The organism is Pseudonocardia sp. NPDC049154 (assembly GCF_040648315.1).
Classification (GTDB): Bacteria; Actinomycetota; Actinomycetes; order Mycobacteriales; family Pseudonocardiaceae; genus Pseudonocardia.
Genome location: NZ_JBEZDN010000051.1, coordinates 1 through 21,168 on the forward strand (window position 1 = coordinate 1; position 21,168 = coordinate 21,168).

The following is a 21,168-nucleotide window of genomic DNA, read 5'->3' on the forward strand; positions in this document are numbered from 1 at the left end:
GCTCGTGTACCCCGAAGGGCCTTACCGCTCGACTTGCATGTGTTAAGCACGCCGCCAGCGTTCGTCCTGAGCCAGGATCAAACTCTCCAACAAAAACTGGCTCCAACAAACGGTCCACCCACCGGACGGGGCCCGGCAGCAGACCAAACATGAACTGGCACAAAAACCACCAGAACACTTAGCTCGACACACTGTTGAGTTCTCAAAAGACACCCACACACCATCACTCGACCGCGTCCGCGATCTCGATCCGGGGCTTCCTTCTCGGATTGTCACGCTACCAGAGCGATCCGCTCGGAGGCAACTCCCCTATCTTACGCATGTCCCTCGGCCGGGTCAAGCACCGAAGTCCCGCGCCGGCCCGTTCGGGCCCCGAGGGGGCCCGGCCGAACCGATTGTCGTCGCCCGCCTGCGGTCTGACTCTGGGCCGGAGAACCCGTCCCGGTCTGTCGTGCTGACCGCCGTGGCGACGAGAGAGAAAGTTACACACCCGCTCCGGGGCCCCGAGAACCGGGGGGTCACTTTCGGTGTTCGCGCTGGTCAACGGCGGGTTGTGGGCAACCGTCTCGCGACGGCCTCTCGACCGGCGCGCCGCGGCCGACGCCCGCGGTTGCCGTGGCCCGGGCCCGAAGGCCCCGGATGCGGGCGGGCCCGGCACACCCCGCGTGGGTGCGTGCCGGGCCCGAATTCCGTGCGTGTGATCTCGGCGACCTCGCGGGTCGTCAGCGCTCCACGCGCACGCCGGCGAGATTCCGCTTGCCGCGGCGCAGCACCAGCCAGCCGCCCGCGAGCAGGTCCCCCTCCGACGGGGTCCACTCCTCGTCGTCGACCTTCGTGTTGTTCACGTACGCCCCGCCCTCCTTCACGGCGCGGCGCGCGGCCCCCTTGCTCTCGACCAGTCCGGTACCCACCAGGAGGTCGACGATCGTTGCGCCCGCCCCGAGCGAGGTGTCGGTGGTCGGCACCTCGGACATCGCGGCGGTGAGGGTCCCGGCCTCCAGCCCGCCGAGCTCCCCGCGGCCGAACAACGCCGACGACGCGGCGATCACCTGGGCCGTGGCGTCCGCTCCGTGCACCAGGGTGGTCAGCTCCTCCGCGAGCCGACGTTGCGCCAGCCGCAGGTGCGGCCGCTCGGCCGTGTCCTTCTCCAGCTCCTCGATCTCCTCCCGGGCCAGGAAGGTGAAGAGCCGGAGGTACGTGCCGGCGTCGGCGTCGGAGACGTTGACGAAGTACTGGTACCAGGCGTACGGCGAGGTCAGCTCCGGGTCGAGCCAGATGTTGCCGCCGCCCGTCGACTTGCCGAACTTGCGCCCCTCGGAGTCCGTGACCAGCGGGGTGGTCAGGGCGTGCGCCGTGCCGCCGTCCACCCGGCGGATGAGGTCCGCCCCGCCGACGATGTTGCCCCACTGGTCCGACCCACCGATCTGCAGGCGGCAGCCGTGGCGGCGGTACAGCTCGAGGTAGTCCTGGGACTGCAGCAGGAGGTAGCTGAATTCCGTGTAGGAGAGCCCGTCCCCGGCCAGCCTGCGCTTCACCGTCTCCCGCGACAGCATGACGTTGACCGAGAAGTGCTTCCCGATGTCCCGCAGGAACGTCAGCACGCCCTGGTTGCCGGTCCAGTCCAGGTTGTTCGCCACGAGCGCGCCGGTGGGCGAGTCGTCGAAGGTCACGAACCGCTCCAGCTGCCCGCGGATCCGGGTGGCCCACTCCGTGACCGTCTCGACGCTGTGCAGCGAGCGCTCCCCGACGTCCCGCGGGTCGCCGATCTGCCCGGTCGCCCCGCCGGCCAGCACGATCGGCCGGGCCCCGGCCTCCTGGAAGCGGCGGAGGGTGAGCAGCGGGATCAGGTGCCCGGCGTGCAGGCTGGCGGCGGTCGGGTCGAACCCGCAATACAGGGTGAGCGGCTCGGGGCCCTCGAGGTCCTTGCGCAGGGCGTCGAGATCGGTGGTCTGCGCGATGAGGCCGCGCCACTCCAGCTCGTCGAGGATGCTCACGCCCCAATCCTCCCCGATACGCGGACGGCCCGTCCCCCGGGTTCCGGGGGACGGGCCGCAGGTCGGGCGAGCGTCAGGCGAGCGTCGCGTTCATGTCGCCCGGCAGCGTGTCGAGCAGCGCCGGCAGGCTCAGCACGCTGGAGAACGACATCGCAGCGGACTGCTCCGACGTCGGGGTGAAGGCGTGGCCCTGCTGGACCGGCGTCAGGCCGGAGTAGCCGGGCAGGTTCTGGAAGGCCTGCGTCTCGGCGTCGCTCGCGGTGATCAGCACGATCGAGTCGACCGGGTCGAGCTTCGAGATCTCCTCGGTGGAGATCGAGGCGTAGAAGCTGGACCCGGCCAGCTGGTCGAACTCCTGCGGAATGGTCATGCCCAGCGCCTGGAAGAAGCGGGCGCGCAGGTCCTGGCTTCCCCAGACGAAGAACGACGCGTTGTCCGCCGTGCTCGGCCGGACACCGGCCACCGACTTGCCCTGCAACGCCGGGTTCGCCGCCTTGACCTGCGCGAACTTCGCCTCCAGGGCGGAGATCAGCTGGTCGGCCTCGGCGGGCTTGCCCAGCGCCTGCCCGGTGAGGCGGGTCGCGTCCTGCCACGGGGTGCCGTAGTCGACGAACCCGGCGGGCTGCGCGATCGTCGGCGCGATCTTCGAGTAGGTGTCGTACTGCTCCTGGGTCAGGCCCGCGGAGATGCCGACGATCAGGTCGGGCCGCAGCGCCGCGATCGTCTCGGTGCCGACCTCGCCGACGGGCAGTACCTGCGGCTGCTTGCCCTGGAGCTTGTCCTGCGCCCAGTCCCAGGTGGCGGAGGGCTTGTCGCCGGTGAACTCGCGGATCGCGACCGGAACCACGCCGAGCGCCAGGATCGCGTCCTGGTCGGTGTAGCCCAGCGAGACGACGCGCTCCGGTGCGGCCGGCACGGTCGTGGAGCCGAACTTGTGCGTGACGGTCGCCGGGAAGGCACCCGACGTGCCGGAGGGTGCCGTGCTGCCCGATCCGGACTGCTCCCCACCGGAGCCGCCGCACCCGGCGAGGACGAGAGCGCCGGCGAGCAGCAGGCCGACGAGCGGGAGGAGTCGGCCTGGCCGACGATCGACGAACACGGCAGGAAGGTTAGGGTGCCCTTTCCTGAGTGTCCACTTCTGTGCGGCCCCGTGACGTCACGGTCCGGACGCGGCCGGGCCGGTACGGGCTCACCTCGGGGGCCCCGTCCACCCAGAACCGCCAGGGCGTGTCGTGCGCGGCGGCGACGCCCACGCGCGGCCCCGTGCGGATCCGCTCGGCCGGCACGCGCTCCCCCGCCACCACCCGCACCGGCGAGTCCGGCGAGGTGACGTCGACGCCGTTGTGCTCGCGCCCCAGCCCCAGCAGCGAGGCCAGCCGGGCGGGCCCGCGGGCGAGGTCGGCGTCCCGCCGGGCGGTCGGCCGCCGGACCCGGGCGATCCCCGGGTCCGACACCACCCGCCCGGCGCGCAGCAGCACCGCGCCGGCCTCACCGTCCTGCAGGCAGGTGATGTTGGCGCAGAAGTGCATGCCGTAGACGAAGTAGACGTACAGGTGCCCGGCGGGGCCGAACATCACGGCGTTGCGCGGGGTCCGGCCCCGGTAGCTGTGCGACGCCGGGTCGTCCGCTCCGCGGTAGGCCTCCACCTCGACGAGCTCCACCGCCACCGGGCCCTCGGGCGTGTCCGCCTCGACGGTACAGCCCAGGAGCCGGGCCGCCGCGGGGAGCACGTCCGTGGCGAGCTCCGCGCGCGCGATCAAGGGCCGGGTCGGGGCCGCCACTCAGCCGCTCACCGCCGGGGCGCCGACCCAGGCCCGCGCGTCCGCGGAGGCGAGGCGCAGGCCGTCGAGCTGCTCCTCGACGCGCTCGCCCGCGGTGCCGCCGCGGGCGTCGCGGGAGGCGATGGAGCCCTCGACCGTGAGCACCTCGCGGACCGCGGGGGTGAGCGCGGGGTGCACGGCGGCCAGCTCGCGGTCCGTGAGGTCCTCGAGCCCGGCGCCACGCGCCTCGGCCGCCCGGACACAGCCGCCCGCGGCCTCGTGCGCCACCCGGAACGGCACGCCCTGCCGGACGAGCCACTCCGCTACGTCCGTGGCGAGGGTGAAGCCCGCGGGCGCGAGCTCGGCGAGCCGGTCGGTGTGGAAGACCAGCGTCTCGACCATGCCCGCGACGGCCGGCAGGAGCAGCTCGAGCTGCTCGGCGGAGTCGAACAGCGGCTCCTTGTCCTCCTGCAGGTCCCGGTTGTAGGCGAGCGGGAGTCCCTTGAGCGTGGCCAGGAGACCGGCGAGGTTGCCGATCAAGCGGCCCGCCTTGCCGCGGGCCAGCTCCGCGACGTCCGGGTTCTTCTTCTGCGGCATGATCGAGCTGCCGGTGGAGAAGGCGTCGTCGAGCGTGACGTACGAGAACTCCGCGGTGGCCCAGAGGATGACCTCCTCGGACAGCCGCGACAGGTCGACCGCGACCATGGCCAGCACGAACGCGGCCTCCGCCGCGAAGTCCCGCGCGGCCGTGCCGTCGATCGAGTTCTCGGCCGACGAGTCGAAACCCAGCTCGGCGGCCACGGCCTCCGGGTCGAGCCCCAGCGAGGAGCCGGCGAGCGCCCCCGACCCGTACGGCGAGACCGCCGCCCGCTTGTCCCAGTCCCGCAGCCGGTCGACGTCCCGGACCAGGGCCTGGGCGTGCGCGGCGAGCTGGTGCGACAGCAGCACCGGCTGGGCGTGCTGCAGGTGGGTGCGGCCCGGCATCGGCGCGTCCGGGTAGGCGGTGGCCTGGGTGACGAGCGCGTCGACGACGTCGAGCACGCCCGACGCGATCCGGCGCGCGGCGTCGCGCAGCCACATCCGGAACAGCGTGGCGACCTGGTCGTTGCGGGACCGGCCGGCCCGGAGCTTGCCGCCCAGGTCGGGCCCCGCCCGCTCGATCAGGCCGCGCTCCAGGGCGCTGTGCACGTCCTCGTCGCCGGGCGCGGGCCCGAACGAGCCCGACTCGACGTCCGCGGCGAGCTTGCCCAGCGCCTCGAGCATCCCGTCCAGCTCGTCGTCGCTGAGCAGCCCGGCCCGGTGCAGCACGCGGGCGTGCGCCTTCGAGCCGCGGATGTCGTACGGCGCGAGCCGCCAGTCGAAGTGCGTGGACTTGCTCAGCGCGGCCAGCGCGTCCGCCGGGCCGCCGCTGAACCGCCCGCCCCACAGCCCGGAGCCCGCCATCAGTCGTTCCCCGCTTCCAGGGCTGCGGCGTCGAGGGACTTCTCCGACTCGCGCTCGCCGGCCCGGTCGGTGGCGGCGATCCGGTCGAAGCCGCCCGAGGGCAGCTCGCCGAACAGCGTGCCGTGCTCGACGAGCACCGTCCCCTGCTCGGCCGGCTGGTCGGCGTAGGCCTCCAGCTTGGCACGGGAGTCGGCGATGTCGAGGTTGCGCATGGTGAGCTGGCCGATCCGGTCCGTGGGCCCGAAGGCGGCGTTCTCCACGCGCTCCATCGAGAGCCGGTCCGGGTGGTAGGAGAAGCCGGTCCCCTCGGTGTTCAGGACCGTGTAGTCGTCCCCGCGGCGCAGGCGCAGCGTGACGGTGCCGGTCACCAGCGAGGCGATCCAGCGCTGGATCGACTCGCGGATCATCAGCGCCTGCGGGTCCAGCCAGCGGCCCTCGTAGAGCAGCCGGCCGAGCTTGCGGCCCTCGGAGTGGTAGTTCGCGAGGGTGTCCTCGTTGTGGATCGCGTTGAGCAGCCGCTCGTAGGCGGCGAACAGCAACGCCATCCCGGGCGCCTCGTAGATGCCGCGCGACTTGGCCTCGATGATCCGGTTCTCGATCTGGTCCGACATGCCCAGGCCGTGCCGCCCGCCGACGGCGTTGGCCTCCAGGACGAGGTCGACCTGGTCGTCGAATCGCTTCCCGTTGATCGCCACCGGCCGCCCTGCCTCGAACGTGACGGTGACGTCCTCGGCCTCGATCGCGACCGACGGGTCCCAGAACTTCACGCCCATGATCGGCTCGATGGTCTCCAGGGACACGTCGAGGTGCTCGAGGGTCTTGGCCTCGTGGGTCGCGCCCCAGATGTTCGCGTCCGTGGAGTACGCCTTCTCGGCCGAGTCCCGGTAGGGCAGCCCGTGGGCGGTGAGCCACCGGCTCATCTCGTCCCGCCCGCCCAGCTCCTGGACGAAGTCGGCGTCGAGCCACGGCTTGTAGATGCGCAGCTCGGGGTTGGCCATCAGGCCGTAGCGGTAGAACCGCTCGATGTCGTTGCCCTTGAAGGTCGAGCCGTCGCCCCAGATGTTCACGCCGTCCGCCTGCATGGCGCGCACCAGCAGCGTCCCGGTGACGGCGCGGCCCAGCGGCGTGGTGTTGAAGTAGGTCCGGCCCCCGGAGCGGATGTGGAAGGCGCCGCACGCGAGCGCCGCCAGGCCCTCGTCGACCAGCTGGGGTTTGATGTCGACCGCGCGGGCGATCTCGGCGCCGTACTGCTTCGCGCGGTCGGGGACGCCGGAGATGTCCGCCTCGTCGTACTGGCCGAGGTCGGCGGTGTAGGTGCACGGGATCCCGCCCTTGTCGCGCATCCAGGCGACCGCCACGGAGGTGTCGAGGCCTCCGGAGAAGGCGATGCCGATGCGCTCGCCCTTCGGGAGGGAGGTCAGGACCTTGCTCACTTCGATGGTTCTCCTTGATCAGAAACGCGCAGGGTCAGAGTTCGAGCAGTCGCGCGACGACCTGGGCCCCGGTGAGGGGCTCGCGGGCCACCAGCAGGACCGTGTCGTCGCCCGCGATCGTGCCGACGACGTCGTTCAGGGCGGCACGGTCAAGCGCGCTCGCCAGGTAGTGGGCCGCGCCGGGCGGGGTGCGCAGGACGGCAAGGTTGCCACTCGCGTCCGCGGACACGAGCACCTCCCCCAGCAACCGGGACAGCCGAGCCGTGCCGCCCTCGGGTGTGTGGGCCAGGCCGCGGACCGGGCTCCCGTCGTCCGGGATCACGTACGCACCGCGGACCTTGACCGCGCCGAGCTCGTCGAGGTCCCGGGAGAGCGTGGCCTGGGTGGTGCCGATGCCCTCGGCGTCGAGCAGCGTGAGCAGCTCGGCCTGGCTGCGCACCGCCTGCTGGCCGATGATCTCGACGATCCGGGCCTGGCGGGCCACTCGGGTGGCCGCGGTCATCGCCACACCGCCGTCATCCGCGGGCCGGGTCCATCAGCCACGCCAGCAGGGCCTTCTGGGCGTGCAGCCGGTTCTCCGCCTCGTCCCAGACCGCGCTGGCGGGCCCGTCGAGCACCTCGTCGGTGATCTCGTCGCCGCGGTGCGCGGGCAGGCAGTGCAGCACGATCGCGCGCTCGTTCGCGTGGGCGAGCAACTCCGCGTTGATCTGGAACGGCCGGAACGGCGCCGCCCGGTCCAGCCCGTCCGCCTCCTGGCCCATCGAGACCCACGTGTCGGTGACGACCACGTCGGCCCCCTCGACCGCGGCGACCGGGTCGGCCACCACCTCGGCGGACCCGCCGGTCACCGAGCCGTGGGCCTTCGCGTCCCGCAGCATGTCCGGGTCCGGGGTGAAGCCCGCGGGTGCCCCGATCCGCACGTGCATCCCGGCGAGCGTGCCGCCGAGCAGCAGCGAGTGGGCCATGTTGTTGGCGCCGTCGCCGAGGTAGGCGAGCGTGAGCCCGGCCGTGCGGCCGAACCGCTCCCGGATCGTCTGCAGATCGGCGAGGACCTGGCAGGGGTGGAACTCGTCCGTGAGCGCGTTGACCACCGGCACCCGCGACGCCGAGGCCATGGCCTCGAGCCGGGCCTGACCCGCGGTCCGCCACACCACGGCGTCGACGAACCGGGACAGCACCCGGGCGGTGTCCTCGATCGTCTCGCCGCGGCCGAGCTGGCTGCTCGCGGCGTCGAGGATCACCGGCTGCCCGCCGAGCTGGGTGATCCCCACCTCGAACGACACCCGGGTCCGGGTCGACGACTTGTCGAACAGCACCGCCACCGGCCGCGGGCCGATCAGCGGCAGGTGCGCGAACCGGTCCGCCTTCATGTCCGCGGCCAGGGCGAGCACCTCGGCCTGCTCCTCGGGCGACAGGTCGTCGTCCCGCAGGAAGTGCCGCGGCCTGCCCTTCCCGCCGCCGCGCGCCGGACCGCCCACGACGCTCATCAGACGGTCCCGCCGGACTCGTCGAGGATCCCGGGCAGCTCCTTCAGGAAGCCCTGGGCCTGCGCCTCGGTGAGCACCAGCGGCGGCGCGAGCCGCACCCGGGTGGGCACCGCGTTGTTGACCAGGTAGCCCCGGTCCCGGGCCTTCGCCGCCACCGCGGCGGACACCGGCTGGTCGAGGCCGACGCCGATGTGCAGGCCGGCGCCGGACACGTCCGTGACCAGCGGGTGGCCGAGCCCCTCGATGCCCGCGCGGATCTCCTTGCCCAACCGGTCGACGTGCTCGAGCAGCCCGTCGTTGTCGATCGTGCTGAGCACGGCCAGCGCCGCGGCGCAGCTCACCGGGTTGCCGCCGAAGGTGGTGCCGTGCTGGCCGGGCTCGAGCAGGCCCGCGGCCGCGCCGATGCCGATGCAGGCGCCGATGGGCAGCCCGCCGCCGAGGCCCTTGGCCAGGGTCACGACGTCCGGCACCACCCCGGTGGCCTGGTGCGCGAACCAGGCGCCGGTGCGGCCGATGCCGGTCTGGATCTCGTCCAGCACCAGGAGGGCGCCGTGGCGGGAGGTGATCTCCCGGGCGGCGGCGAGATAGCCCTCCGGCGGCACGATCACGCCGGCCTCGCCGAGGATCGGCTCGAGGAACACCGCGGCCGTCGTGTCGTCGACGGCGGCCTCCAGGGCCTCCACGTCGCCGAAGGGGATGTGCACCACGCCCGGCGGCATCGGCTCGAACGGCTCGCGCTTGGCCGGCTGGCCGGTGAGCGCGAGCGCCCCCATGGTCCGGCCGTGGAAGGCGTTCTCGCAGGCGACGATCTTCGTCCGGCCGGTCCGGCGCGTGATCTTGAACGCGGCCTCGTTGGCCTCGGCGCCCGAGTTGCAGAACAGCACCCGCGCGCTCTCCTGCCCGAGCAGCTCCAGGAGCTTCTCGGCGAGCTGCAGCGGCGGCTCGGTGATGTAGAGGTTCGAGGTGTGGCCCAGCGTGGAGATCTGCCGGGTCACGGCCTCGACGACGGCGGGGTGGGCGTGGCCGAGGGAGTTCACCGCGATCCCGCCGAGCAGGTCGAGGTAGCGGTTGCCCTCGGCGTCCCACACCTCGGCGCCCTCACCGCGCACCAGCGCGAGCGGCGGGGTGCCGTAGTTGTTCATGAGCGCGTGCTGCCACCGCTCGGCGTAGCTGGTCATTCCGGCACCACCATCGTTCCGACGCCTTCACTGGTGAACACTTCGAGCAGCACGGAGTGCGGCACGCGGCCGTCGATCACGTGCGCCTGCGGCACCCCGCCCCGCACCGCGCGCAGGCAGGCCTCCATCTTCGGCGCCATCCCGCTCTCCAGCTCCGGGAGCATCGGCTCCAGCTCGGCCGCGGTGAGCGCGGAGATGATCGACTCGGGGTCCGGGTAGTTCGCGTACAGCCCCTCGACGTCCGTGAGCACGACGAGCTTGGCGGCGTCGAGGGCGGCCGCCAGCGCGGCGGCCGCGCTGTCGGCGTTGATGTTGTAGACCTGCCCGTCCGCACCCGGGGCCACGCCCGCGACCACGGGGATCCGGCCGGCCTTCACGATGTCGAGCACCGCGGCCGGGTTGACCTCGACCACGTCGCCGACCAGGCCGATGTCCACCGGCTCGCCGCCGACGAGCGCGGTGCGCCTCTCGGCGGTGAACAGGCCGGCGTCCTCGCCCGAGAGCCCGACGGCGTACGGCCCGTGCTGGTTGATCAGCCCGACGAGCTCGCGGCCCACCTGCCCGACCAGCACCATCCGGACGACGTCGATCGTCTCGGGGGTGGTCACGCGCAGCCCGCCGCGGAACTCGCCCGGCAGGCCGAGCCGCTTCAGCATCGCGCTGATCTGCGGGCCGCCGCCGTGCACGACGACCGGGTGGATGCCGGCGAGCCGCAGGAACACCATGTCCTGCGCGAACGCCTGCTTCAGCTCCTCGTCGACCATCGCGTTGCCGCCGTACTTGACCACGACGACCTGCCCGTGGAAGCGCTGCAGCCAGGGCAGGGCCTCGGCCAGCACGCCGGCCTTCTCCCCGGCCCGCTTCAGGCGCCCCGGCGTCTCAGGAGGAGTAGGCACTGTTCTCCTCCACGTACGCGTGCGAGAGGTCGGTGGTGAGGATCTCGGCCTCGCCGGACCCCAGGCCCAGCTCCACCTCGACGAGGACGTCCTCGCCGGAGAGGTCGGCCAGCCCGCGGTCCCCCGCCGCCACGCCGCCCCGGCAGAGGGTGACGCCGTTGACCGAGACGTCGAGCTTCTCGGGGTCGAGGTCGGCGTCGGCGTAGCCGGCGGCCGCGGCGATCCGGCCCCAGTTGGGGTCGGAGCCGAAGAGCGCCGTCTTGACCAGCGAGTCCCGGGCGACGGTCCGGGCGATCACCACGGCGTCGTCCTCGCTCGCGGCCCCGGTCACCCGCACGAGGATCCGCTTGGTGACGCCCTCGGCGTCCGCCTGCATCTGCCTCGCGAGGTCCTTGGCGACCTCGGTGAGCGCGGCGGTCAGGTCCTGCTCCGACGGCGTGACGCCCGAGGCCCCGGAGGCCAGGACGACCACGGTGTCGTTGGTGGACATCGAGCCGTCGACGTCGAGCCGGTCGAAGCTGACCCGGACGGCGGCCCGCAGCGCGCGGTCCAGGGTCGCGACGTCGGCCGACGCGTCCGTGGTCAGCACGGACAGCATCGTGGCCATCGAGGGCGCGATCATCCCGGCGCCCTTGGTGATCCCGCCGACCGACCAGCCCGCCTGCTCGGACAGGGCCTGCTTGGCGACGGTGTCCGTGGTCATGATCGCCGTGGCGGCGGCCAGGCCCGCGTCGGGCGTGGCCTCCAGGGCCGCGGCGGCCTTCTCGACCCCGGCCAGCACCACGTCCCGCGGGAGCTGGGCGCCGATCAGGCCGGTGGAGCAGATCGCGACGTCGATCGCGCCCGCCCCCAGCACCTCGGCCGCCTTCTCCGCCGTGGCGTGGGCGGTCTGGAAGCCCTCGGGGCCGGTGCAGGCGTTGGCCCCGCCGGAGTTGAGGACGACGGCCCTCAGGGTGCCGGTGGTCATGACCTGCTGGGACCACAGCACCGGGGCGGCCTTCACCTTGTTGCGGGTGAACACCGCAGCGGCGGTCTGCTCGGGCCCGTCGTTGACGACGAGGGCCAGGTCCGGCTTGCCGCTGGCCTTGATCCCGGCGGTGACCCCGGCGGCCCGGAAACCCCGGGGTCGGGTGAGGCTCACGGCGCGACCCCCGTGGTCGGCAGGCCGGTGATCTCGGGCAGGCCCAGGGCGATGTTCATGCACTGGACGGCCCCGCCGGCGGTGCCCTTGGCCAGGTTGTCGATCGCGGCGACGACCACGAGCCGGCCCGCGTCGGCGTCGACCGCCACCTGCAGGTGAACCGTGTTCGACCCCAGCGTGGCCTTGGTCGTGGGCCACTGGCCCTCGGGCAGCAGGTGCACGAAGGGCTCGGCCGCGTAGGCCTTGTCGTAGACCTCCCGCGCCTGCGCGCCGTCGCCGGTCAGGGGCGCGGTGCAGGTCGCGAGGATGCCCCGGGGAAGGGGCGCGAGGACGGGGGTGAAGCTCACGGAGACGGGCCTACCGGACACCCCCGACAGGTTCTGCGCGATCTCCGGCGTGTGCCGGTGCACGCCCCCCACCCCGTAGGCGGAGAGCGAGCCCATCACCTCGGCACCGAGCAGGTGCGGCTTGAGCGACCTGCCCGCGCCCGACGTCCCCGTGACGGCCGTGATCACGACCTCGGGGCCCACGAGCCCGGCCGCGAGGGCCGGCGCGAGGGCGAGCGAGGAGACCGTCGGGAAGCAGCCCGGCACGGCGACCCGGGTGGTGCCCCGCAGCGCGTCCCGCGCGCCGGGCAGCTCGGGCAGGCCGTACGGCCAGTGGCCGGCGTGCTCGCCGCCGTACCAGCGGTCCCACGCGTCGGCGTCCTGCAGCCGGTGGTCCGCGCCGCAGTCGATCACCAGGGTGGAGTCCCCGAGCTGCGCCGCGATCTCCGCGGACCTCCCGTGCGGCAGCGCGAGGAAGACGACGTCGTGCCCGCCGAGCACCTCCGCCGTACTCTCCTCGAGGACGCGGTCGGCCAGCGGCAGCAGGTGCGGCTGGAACTCGCCCAGTCGTCGCCCCGCGTTGCCGCCCGCCGTCAGCGCACCGATCTCGACCTCGGGGTGCGGCAGGAGGAGCCGCAACAGCTCTCCCCCGGCGTACCCACTGGCTCCCGCCACCGCGATCCGTACCACGCGCAAGATTATGCACTGCCGTGAAATCTCATGCAAAGGCGTTCCCCTTCACCTCCCCGGAAGAGTGGCGCGCGGGCTTAGGCTGATCTCATGACCACCCTGGCCGACGCGCTGCGCGCCGGGCTCGAGGCGGCCGCGGACCCGGAGGCGGCGCCCGTCATGCAGGCGTACATGAAGTCGGACATGCCCTTCCGCGGCGTGCCGCAGCCGGTCCGGGCCCGGATCCTCCGCGAGGGCGTCCAGGCCCAGCCGCCGCCCACGCACGGGGCACTGGCCGCCACGGCCGACGCGCTGTGGGACGGCGCGGAGTTCCGTGAGGAGCGCTACCTGGCCACCGCGCTCGCGGGGTACCGCGACTACGCGCGCTGGCCGGACGCGGAGTGGCTCCCCCGCTACCGGCACTGGGTGGTCAGCGGCGCCTGGTGGGACCACGTCGACGAGATCGCGTCCCGCCTGGTCGGGCCGGTGCTGCGGGCCGATCCCGTGCACGTGACGCCGGTGATGCGGCGCTGGGCCACCGACCCCGACCCGTGGCTGCGCCGGACCGCGATCCTCTGCCAGCTGCAGTCCAAGGGGGACACGGACGTCGACCTCCTCGCCGACGCCATCGAGGCCAGCCTGAAGGACGAGGGCTTCTTCCTGCGCAAGGGGATCGGCTGGGCGCTGCGCCAGCACGCCCGCACGGACCCGCTGTGGGTGCGCGAGTTCGTCGACACCCACCCCGAGCTCTCACCCCTGTCCCGCAAGGAAGCCCTCAAGCACCTCTAGCCCGCGAGTCGGCACTTCCGGTCGCGCGAGACCGCCGACTCGCGCTCAGAGGGTGTAGGTGCTGCCGGCGCTGGGGGCGATCCAGGCATCGGGCAGGGCGGCGGCCAGGGCGTGCTGGGCCCGCCAGCCGGTGCAGTGCCCCGGGACCAGCACCGCGGGGGCCAGCTCGCGCAGGGCCGCCACCGTGGGTGGGATGACGGGCTCGAAGTACGGGCCGCCGAGGTGCAGCCCGCCGAGCAGCGCGTACAGCTCCGGGACGCCGGTGAGCCGCTGCGCGTGCCGGACGATGTTGACCGCTCCTGCGTGCCCGCACCCGGTGAGCACCACCAGCCCCTTGTCCTTCACGTGCACCACCAGCGCCTGGTCGTCGACCACGGCGGCGTCGTGTTCCCAGGCCGACCCGGTCCACGCCTGGTGCGCCGGCGGCATCCCGCGCTCGTACTCCGTGGTCCGGTCCACCTCGCCGGTGATCAGCACGGCGCCGTCGAGCAGCACCGACGGGACCCGCCGTTCGACCAGCTCGAACCCCTCGCCCGCGAGCGCCCGCGGGCTGAGCGTCGGCAGCTCGCGGGTCTCACCGCCCGGAACCGCGAACCGGCGCCGGGTCCATGCGGCCGGGTGCAGCACCATCGGCAGCGTGCGGGTCCCCTTTCGGCCGGCGAGCCCGGCCAGCCCGCCGGCGTGGTCCGGGTGGCCGTGGCTGAGCACGATCCCCTGGACGGCGTCGAGGTGGGCGCCGACCCGCCCGGCGTTGACCACCAGCGCGTCCGGCGAGAGGCCGGCGTCGAACAGCAGCGAGGTGGTCGCCGTGCCGCGCCGCACCGTGACGAGCGCGGCGAACCCGTGCTCGGCCATCAGCCCGACGTCCGCCGCGCCGCCCACGAACTGCGCCGCGGTGGCCCGGCCCGCCCCGAGGCCCACGCGCGAGACCCGCTCGTCGCCGGTGAGCAGGGCGTCGAACACGTTCTCCACCAGCGTGGTGATCCGCACCGAGTCGACGGGCCGGAGGTGGATCGGGTCGACCGCGGGGCCCTCGGCGGGACGGGGGACGCCCTGCGCGACCTCGGCCCGGGTCGCATGTCCGTCGCACATCGCCGCACCGTAACGCCGCTCCCGATCCCCCGAACAGCACGCAGACGACGGCGGACCCGGCACCCGCCGCGGGAGGCGACGATGACCGACGGCACCACGGCCCGCCCGGCCCGGGGCGTCCCGGCCCTCGCCCCGCTGGCGTCCAGGGTCGCGACGCTGGTCCGCCGCACCCCCTTCACCAGCACCGTCGTGGTCGTGATGATCGTGGCCGGGTTCGCCACCGGCGCCTTCTGGCGGGCCGCGGCCGACCAGGCCTGGTACCCCTGGGTCGCCTACGGCGTGCCGGCGCTGGAGAACGGCCGGTGGTGGACGCTGGTGACCGGCCCGTTCCTCGCCGTAGTGCCGCCCTTCTACCTCGCGATGACCGGCAGCTTCGCGCTTTTCGTGGGCTGGGCGGAGTGGCGGCTGGGGACCGGGCTCGCCGCGCTGACCGCCGTCGCCGGGCAGCTGGTGGGCATCCTCACCGCGCTCGGCTTCCTGCTCGTGGTGCGCGGCACCGGCTGGCCGTGGGCGGAGGCCACCAGCCGGCTGCTCGACGTCGGGTTCTCGGCCGGGGCGCTCGCCGCGCTCGCGGTGACGAGCGCGACCCTGCGCCCGCCGTGGCGCCTGCGGCTGCGGCTCGCGCTGGCCCTCTACGTGCTCGCGTCGGCGGTCTACCTCGGCTCGCTGGCGGACCTCGAGCACCTCGTGGCCGTGCTGATCGCACTGGTCGTGGGGCCGCGGCTGGTCCGCGCCCGGGCGGTGCCGGCCACCCGGCCGAGCCGCCGGGAGTGGCGGCTGCTCGCGGTGTTCCTGCTGGTGCTCATGGCGGCGGGCTCCGTGCTGAGCTTCCTGCTGCCCAACGACGGTCCGCTCGGCCCGACCGGCGACCCGGAGGCGAGCTGGCTCGACCTGGCGATCACGGTCGTCGGTGCGGCCCTGCTCGTCAACGGGCTGCGCAAGGGCCGGCGCGTGGCGTGGCGGTGGGCCGTGGGGCTCGCGGGGCTCAACGTGGCCGTCGGGCTGCTGGCCGGTGTGGTGTTCGTGCTGGCGGCGGTCCTGGAGGACGCCGAGGCCGTCCTCGACCAGCCGGGGATGTTCGTGGCCGACCGGCTCGCGTGGGCGGCGCTGCTCGTGCTGCTGCTGGTCGGGCGGCGGGCGTGGCGGGTGCCCTCGCGCCGGGCGCGGCGGGCGGTCGGCGGCGTGGCGGACCGCGGCACCGCGGTGACGCTGCTGGAGAAGCACGGCGGCGGCACCGTCTCCTGGATGGCCACCTGGCCGGACAACGAGTGGTTCGTGACCGCCGACGGCGACTCCTGCGTGGCGTTCCAGCGGCACGCCGGCGTGGCGGTCGGCCTCGGCGACCCGATCGGGCCGGACAAGGCCGCGGCCCTGGAGGAGTTCGGGGTGCGCAGCGAGACCGCCGGACTCATCCCGTGCCTCTTCTCCGCCTCGGACCGGACCGCCCGCGCGGCGCGGGAGGCCGGCTGGTTCACCGCGCAGGTCGCCGAGGACACCCTCGTCGACCTGCCGGAGCTGGAGTTCCGCGGCAAGGCCTGGCAGGACGTGCGCTCCGCGCTGAACAAGGCGGGCAAGCAGGGGATCACGCACCGGCTGGTCCGGCTCGCCGACGAGCGGCACGCCATCGTCGACCAGGTCCGGGAGCTCTCGGAGCAGTGGGTCGGCGGCAAGGGCCTGCCGGAGATGGGCTTCACCCTCGGCGGCGTCGACGAGGCGCTCGACCCGCACGTCCGGGTCGGCCTCGCCGTCGACGCCGACGGCCTGGTGCACGGCGTGACGTCGTGGCTGCCGGTGTACGCGCCGGGTGGCACCGTGACTGGCTGGACGCTCGACGTCATGCGGCGGCGCGACGGCGGGTTCCGGCCCGTCGTCGAGTTCCTCATCGCGTCGGCCTGCCTGGCCTTCCGCGAGGAGGGGGCGGCGGTCGTCTCGCTCTCGGGGGCGCCGCTGGCCCGTACCGACACCTCCGGCGACACCGCGGTGCTCGACCGGCTCCTCGACACGCTCGGCGCCCGGCTCGAACCGCTGTACGGCTTCCGCTCGCTGCACGCCTTCAAGGCCAAGTTCCAGCCGCGGTACGAGCCGATGCACCTGGTGTTCCGCGACGAGGCGGACCTGCCGCGGGTCGGCGTGGCGCTGACCCGCGCCTACCTGCCGGACACCTCGGCCCGCGAGCTCCTGCGGCTCGCCCGGGCGTAGGCGTGACGACGCCGCGAGGCCCCGCGGAGCCGTGCCCTGCCCCGCGGGGCCACCGGCGAGAGGCCCCCGGCCGCGTCGACGGCCCTGGTCCCCTCCGGGACCGTCGTGACCATCCGACACCATCGCGGTGCGGTTATTCTTCGCCTCGCACGCCAACGTCCCTCGGACCTCTTGTCGCCCCGGCGCAACGCCGACCCGGAGGTGGACCCGATCCCTGCGCACGGCGCACCGCGCCCGCTCGCCGGGCGGACGTGGATGGACGCGCTCGAACCCGGCGGGACGGTCGTCGAGGTCCGGTGCGCGCCGCGGACCTTCGAGGAGACGGTCGCCGTCCTGGGCCTGCCCGCCGCGCGCTGGGGCCTGGAGGCCGCCCAGCGCGGGCCCGAGGCGGCCATGGAGGGCGGGCCGCGCACCGCCGAGACCGTGCGCCAGCTGCTCAGCGCCTGCCAGGGCTGCTTCCTCGCCGTGCTGCGCGGGCTGCGCACGGAGACGGCGCCGGCCGGCCTCGCCGTCCCCGACGAGCTGCTGGCCTCGGTCCGTGGCGCCGTCCGGGGCGGCGTGCCGCTGCCGCGGCTGCTGCGCATGATGTGGACCGCGCACCTCGCCGCGCTCGACGCGCTGGTGGCCGCGACCGAGGCCGTCGTGCCGCCCGCGGAGGCCGCCGCGGAGGCCCGCGCGCTCACCGCCGAGTCGTTCGCCTACGTCGAGGCCTTCAGTGACGCCGTCGAGCGCCGGTACGCCGCGGATCTCTCCGACTGGACGGGCTCGGCCGCGGCGGCGCGGATGGAGGCGGTCGAGGAGATCCTGGCCGGCGGGCCGGTCGACCGGGGCGCGGCCGAGACGGCGCTCGGGCACTCCCTCGGCGGGTGGCACGTCGCCGTGCTGCTCACAGCGGACCGGCCGGCGGTCCGGCTCGACGGCGAGCTCAGCCGGCTGGCCGGGGTCCTCGGCGCCGACGGGACGGTCGGCCTGCACCGGTCCGCGACCACGCTGTGGGGCTGGTTGCACTGGCCCGCGCGACCCGCGGAGGACCCGGCCGCGCGGGTCCGCGCCGGCGGGCCGCTCGCCGTCGGGGTGCGGGCCGCCGTGGGACCGGTCGCCGAGGGTGTCGGCGGGTTCCGCTGGAGTCATGTCGCCGCGCAGGAGGCCGCGCGGCTGTCCGGGCTGGGGCACGGGGGCGTCGTCGGCCACCACGAGTCCTCCGTGGCCGGCCTGCTCACCGCCAACGCCGAGCACGCCCGCCGGTTCGCGCTCGACACCCTGGGCGCCGAGCTGTGCGCCGCGTCGGCCAAGGCGCGACGGCTGCGGGAGACCCTGGCCACGTACCTCGCCGTGGGCCGCAGCCGGGCGGCCGCCGCGGACCAGCTGCACGTCTCTCCCGGGACCGTGGCCTACCGCGTCAAGCAGGCCGAGGACCTGCTCGGGGGCACGGTGGAGGGCTCCGGCTGGATGTTGATGATCGCCCTGGAGATCATGCGGGCGTTCGACGCCGTCGGGCAGGACCCTGCCGCGTCCGCCGCGGACGGCCCGCTGGGCGTTCAGGGGCTGTAGCTCGACGTCTGTGCGCACCGGGCGGAGATCGCTAGAGTCCGCCCATGGCCGACGCGTCCGCGCACGGGACCGAGGACGAGTTCGCGCCGACCGAGCGCGGTGCGGCCGAACGCCTCACCTTCTTCTCCGACGCCGTCGTGGCGATCGCGATCACGCTGCTGGCGATCGACCTGCAGGTCCCCCAGGGCGACACCGCCGCGGAGCTCGCGGCCGGGTTCGCTGCCCACCGGGGCGAGTACCTGGCCTTCCTCATCAGCTTCGCCGTGATCGCCCGGCACTGGATCACCCACCACCGGGTGTTCCGCTACGTGGCGCGGGCCACCCTGCCGCTGACCTGGCTGAACATGCTGTGGCTGCTGATCATCGTGCTCACGCCGTTCTTCACGCGGTTCATCGCCGAGGACCAGGTCGACTTCGCCCGGTTCTCCGTGTACGCCCTCGCCGAGACGGTGCAGATCGGCACGTTCGCCGTCATCCTCGTGGTTCTCGCCCGCACCCGGTCGTTCGTGCCCGGTACGCCCTGGCGGATGGTCCGGTACGGCTGGGTGCCGTCGGCGATCACCGGCTTCGCCTTCCTGGTGTCCATCCCGCTGTTCCTGGTGCTCGACCTGTGGGCGTTCGCGGTCTGGGCGGTGGTGCCGTTCATCGGGGACCGCATCACGAACAGGCTGGGCATCACGGGCCGGGACGACGTCTGAGCCGGCGGGGCCTCAGCGCAGGACGGCCCCGACGCGCTCCGCCGCGAGGGCAACGGCGGCGTCCCGGGCCGCGTTCGCCTCCTCGTTGGTCAGCGTGCGGTCCGCCGCCCGGAACCGGAGGGCGTAGGCGAGCGAGCGGTTCCCCTCGCCGACCTGCGCACCGGTGTAGACGTCGAACAGCCGGACCTCCTCGAGCAGCTCGCCGCCGCCCTCGGTGAGGGCCGCGGCCACCTCGGCAGCCGGGACCGTCTCGGCCGCGACCAGGGCGACGTCGACCGAGACCGGCGGGTACGGCGAGATCCGCGGCGCCGGCCGCGCGTCCTGCATCGGGATCGCGTCGAGGTCGAGCTCCATCGCACAGGTGCGCGGCGGCAGGCCCAGCGCCTCGACAACCTTGGGGTGCAGCTCGCCGGCGTGCCCGACGACCCACTCCCCGACCCGCAGCGCGGCGCACCGCCCGGGGTGCCACGGCGCCAGCTCGGCCTTGGTCACCCGCAGCTCGACGCCCGCGGCGGCACCGACGAGCCGGCCCGCCTCGATGGCGTCCTGCCAGCCGGCCGGGCGCCCGCGACCCCACCAGCCGCGCGGCTCGCGGTCCCCGGACAGCACGACACCGACGTGCACGGGCTGCGCCGGCAGGGCCGCCCGGATCATCGCGATCTCGGCGTCGGTCGGCCGCCGGTCGACGCCCGGGTCCGGCATCGGCACGGGATTGCGGTGCGGCAGCACGACCTGGCCGAGCGTGTACAGCGCGAGGTCGTCGAACCCGCGGGCCTTGTTGCGCACCAGCGTCTCGAGCAGGCCCGGGAGGAGCGTCGTCGCGAGCCGGTCGCGATCGGCGTCGAGCGGGTTGGCCACGGTGACGGTCCGCCGCCGGACGTCGTCCTCGGGCAGGCCCAGGGCGTCCCACGCCGCGTCGCCGACGAACGGGAACGGCTCCACCTCGACGTGTCCGGCCTCGGCCAGCGCGCGGGACACGGCCCGCTTGCGCAGCTGGGCGGGGGTGAGCCCGCGCCCGGCCGGCGCCGGCGGCAGGGTCGACGGGATGGTCTCGTAGCCCTCGAGCCGCAGCACCTCCTCGACCAGCGCGGCGGGCAGGTCCAGGTCCGGCCGCCACGACGGCGGCGTGGCGACCACCAGGGTGGTCGAGCCGGCCCGGCCGTCCCCGCCGGTCTCCAGCTCCACCGCGCAGCCGACCTGGGTGAGCCGCGCGACCGTTGCCCCGCGCTCGTAGGTCACGCCCGCGGTGCGGTCCGGCAGGTCCAGCGGCATCCGGACCGGGGGCAGCACCGGCGCGGCGCCGACGTCCGTGCGGCCCGGCTCGATCCGGCCGCCGCCGTGCTCCACCAGCAGGTTCGCGACCGCCTCGGCCGCGATCGGCGGGAGCTGCGGGTCGACGGCCCGCTCGAAGCGCTTGGACGCCTCGCTGGGCAGCTTGTGCCGGCGGGCGGCGCGCGCGATCACGGTCGGCGCGAAGTGCGCGGCCTCGATCACGACGTCGACCGACCCGGTCTTGTCGAGCGGGATCTCGGTGGACGCGCCACCCATCACGCCGGCGAGGCCGATCGGGCCGGAGTCGTCGGTGATGACCAGGTCGTCCGGGTCGAGGGTGCGCTCGACGTCGTCGAGCGTGCGGAGCTTCTCCCCCGCCTCGGCCCGGCGCACCACGATCTCGCCCTGCAGCCGGGTCGCGTCGTAGGCGTGGATCGGCTGGCCGAGGTCGAGCATCACGAAGTTGGTGACGTCGACGGTCAGCGAGATCGGGCGCATGCCGGCGGCGAGCAGCCGGCGCTGCATCCACCACGGGGTGGGCGCGCTGGCGTCGACGCCCGTCACGCGGCGGGTGACGAACCGCGGGCAGCCGGCCTCGTCGGCGATGCGGACCGGCCAGGCCGGGCCCTCTGCCTCGGGGACCCGCACGCGTCGCGCGGGGTCGGTGTAGTCCTCGCCGAGCGACGCGGCCAGCTCGCGCGCGATCCCGCGCACGGCGAAGCAGTAGCCCCGGTCCGGGGTGATGGCCAGCTCGACGACAGGGTCGTCGACACCGAGGAGCGGGAGCGCGTCCGTGCCGGGCTCGGCGGTGCCCGGCGGCAGCACGAGGATACCCGAGTGGTCCGCGCCGAGGCCCAGCTCCCTGGCGGAGCAGATCATGCCGTCCGAGGTGCGGCCGTAGGTCTTCCGCGCCGAGATCGGGAACGGACCGGGCAGGACCGCGCCGGGCAGCGCGGCGACGATCAGGTCGCCGACCACGAAGTTCCGCGCGCCGCAGACGATCTCGCGCGTGGTGTCGCCGAAGTCGACCCGGCAGAACCGGATCGGCTTCTTGAACTCGGTGAGCTCCTCGATCTCCGCGACCCGGCCGACGGTCAGCGGGCCGGTGAGCTCCGGCGTCCCGTGGATCTCCTCGAGCTCCAGGCCGACGCGCACCAAGGCCTCGCCCACCGCCTCCGCGTCCGCGGGGACCTCGGCGACGTGGTCGCGCAGCCAGGACAGGGGGACTCGCACCGAATAC

At 74.2% G+C, this 21,168-nt stretch carries 17 protein-coding genes and 1 rRNA gene; 4 read left to right on the forward strand and 14 right to left on the reverse strand.

Going from position 1 to position 21,168, the window contains the following annotated elements:
• The 12 genes from AB0B41_RS22945 to argC form a co-directional block, all read right to left on the reverse strand.
• A 16S ribosomal RNA gene (locus tag AB0B41_RS22945) occupies nucleotides 1–93 on the reverse strand; the annotation flags it as partial.
• A gap of 629 nt (nucleotides 94–722) precedes the next feature.
• Nucleotides 723–1,994, reverse strand: a complete 1,272-nt coding sequence (gene tyrS, locus AB0B41_RS22950; RefSeq protein ID WP_358206508.1) for a tyrosine--tRNA ligase — start codon at nucleotides 1,992–1,994, stop codon at nucleotides 723–725.
• A 73-nt stretch (nucleotides 1,995–2,067) separates the two neighbouring features.
• Nucleotides 2,068–3,093 carry an iron-siderophore ABC transporter substrate-binding protein gene (locus AB0B41_RS22955; protein WP_358206510.1) on the reverse strand — a complete coding sequence of 342 codons (1,026 nt, stop codon included), beginning with the start codon at nucleotides 3,091–3,093 and terminating at the stop codon, nucleotides 2,068–2,070.
• Between the two features lie 10 nt (nucleotides 3,094–3,103).
• A complete protein-coding gene (locus tag AB0B41_RS22960; RefSeq protein ID WP_358206512.1) occupies nucleotides 3,104–3,775 on the reverse strand; it encodes a DNA-3-methyladenine glycosylase in 672 nt (223 codons plus the stop codon).
• Nucleotides 3,776–5,197, reverse strand: a complete 1,422-nt coding sequence (gene argH / locus AB0B41_RS22965) for an argininosuccinate lyase (protein ID WP_358206514.1) — start codon at nucleotides 5,195–5,197, stop codon at nucleotides 3,776–3,778.
• Nucleotides 5,197–6,630 (reverse strand): argininosuccinate synthase, encoded by a 1,434-nt coding sequence (argG, locus tag AB0B41_RS22970; protein WP_358206516.1) that lies wholly within the window; start codon nucleotides 6,628–6,630, stop codon nucleotides 5,197–5,199. Before argG ends, argH begins: the two co-directional genes overlap by 1 nt.
• Nucleotides 6,631–6,664: 34 nt before the next feature.
• Nucleotides 6,665–7,132: an arginine repressor gene (locus AB0B41_RS22975; protein ID WP_358206518.1), complete on the reverse strand. Its 468-nt coding sequence runs from the start codon at nucleotides 7,130–7,132 to the stop codon at nucleotides 6,665–6,667.
• A 13-nt stretch (nucleotides 7,133–7,145) separates the two neighbouring features.
• Entirely contained in the window at nucleotides 7,146–8,117 is a 972-nt protein-coding gene (argF, locus tag AB0B41_RS22980; RefSeq protein WP_358206520.1) for an ornithine carbamoyltransferase, read from the reverse strand.
• The gene (locus tag AB0B41_RS22985; RefSeq protein ID WP_358206522.1) at nucleotides 8,117–9,295 is read right to left on the reverse strand and encodes an acetylornithine transaminase; all 1,179 of its coding nucleotides are present in this window, start codon (nucleotides 9,293–9,295) and stop codon (nucleotides 8,117–8,119) included. Before AB0B41_RS22985 ends, argF begins: the two co-directional genes overlap by 1 nt.
• Nucleotides 9,292–10,191 (reverse strand): acetylglutamate kinase, encoded by a 900-nt coding sequence (argB, locus tag AB0B41_RS22990; protein ID WP_358206524.1) that lies wholly within the window; start codon nucleotides 10,189–10,191, stop codon nucleotides 9,292–9,294. Before argB ends, AB0B41_RS22985 begins: the two co-directional genes overlap by 4 nt.
• Nucleotides 10,175–11,332 carry a bifunctional glutamate N-acetyltransferase/amino-acid acetyltransferase ArgJ gene (gene argJ / locus AB0B41_RS22995; protein ID WP_358206527.1) on the reverse strand — a complete coding sequence of 386 codons (1,158 nt, stop codon included), beginning with the start codon at nucleotides 11,330–11,332 and terminating at the stop codon, nucleotides 10,175–10,177. The genes argB and argJ overlap by 17 nt, the downstream gene beginning before the upstream one ends.
• Nucleotides 11,329–12,354: an N-acetyl-gamma-glutamyl-phosphate reductase gene (gene argC / locus AB0B41_RS23000; RefSeq protein WP_358206529.1), complete on the reverse strand. Its 1,026-nt coding sequence runs from the start codon at nucleotides 12,352–12,354 to the stop codon at nucleotides 11,329–11,331. Before argC ends, argJ begins: the two co-directional genes overlap by 4 nt.
• Nucleotides 12,355–12,438: 84 nt before the next feature.
• Between argC and AB0B41_RS23005 the strand changes: the two genes are divergently transcribed.
• Nucleotides 12,439–13,116, forward strand: a complete 678-nt coding sequence (locus tag AB0B41_RS23005) for a DNA alkylation repair protein (RefSeq protein WP_358206531.1) — start codon at nucleotides 12,439–12,441, stop codon at nucleotides 13,114–13,116.
• 45 nt (nucleotides 13,117–13,161) lie between these two features.
• Here AB0B41_RS23005 and AB0B41_RS23010 read toward each other — a convergent pair whose 3' ends face one another.
• The gene (locus AB0B41_RS23010; RefSeq protein ID WP_358206533.1) at nucleotides 13,162–14,208 is read right to left on the reverse strand and encodes an MBL fold metallo-hydrolase; all 1,047 of its coding nucleotides are present in this window, start codon (nucleotides 14,206–14,208) and stop codon (nucleotides 13,162–13,164) included.
• Nucleotides 14,209–14,289: 81 nt separating this feature from the next.
• Between AB0B41_RS23010 and AB0B41_RS23015 the strand changes: the two genes are divergently transcribed.
• The 3 genes from AB0B41_RS23015 (at nucleotide 14,290) to AB0B41_RS23025 (ending at nucleotide 18,656) form a co-directional block, all read left to right on the forward strand.
• Entirely contained in the window at nucleotides 14,290–16,407 is a 2,118-nt protein-coding gene (locus AB0B41_RS23015; protein WP_358206535.1) for a DUF2156 domain-containing protein, read from the forward strand.
• Nucleotides 16,408–16,662: 255 nt separating this feature from the next.
• On the forward strand, nucleotides 16,663–17,958 hold the full coding sequence (locus AB0B41_RS23020) for a helix-turn-helix domain-containing protein (RefSeq protein WP_358206537.1): 1,296 nt from the start codon (nucleotides 16,663–16,665) through the stop codon (nucleotides 17,956–17,958).
• A gap of 44 nt (nucleotides 17,959–18,002) precedes the next feature.
• Nucleotides 18,003–18,656 carry a TMEM175 family protein gene (locus AB0B41_RS23025; protein WP_358206539.1) on the forward strand — a complete coding sequence of 218 codons (654 nt, stop codon included), beginning with the start codon at nucleotides 18,003–18,005 and terminating at the stop codon, nucleotides 18,654–18,656.
• 12 nt (nucleotides 18,657–18,668) lie between these two features.
• On the opposite strand, the gene pheT is transcribed toward AB0B41_RS23025, so the two are convergent.
• Entirely contained in the window at nucleotides 18,669–21,161 is a 2,493-nt protein-coding gene (gene pheT, locus AB0B41_RS23030; RefSeq protein WP_358206541.1) for a phenylalanine--tRNA ligase subunit beta, read from the reverse strand.
• Between the last annotated feature and the right edge of the window lie 7 nt (nucleotides 21,162–21,168).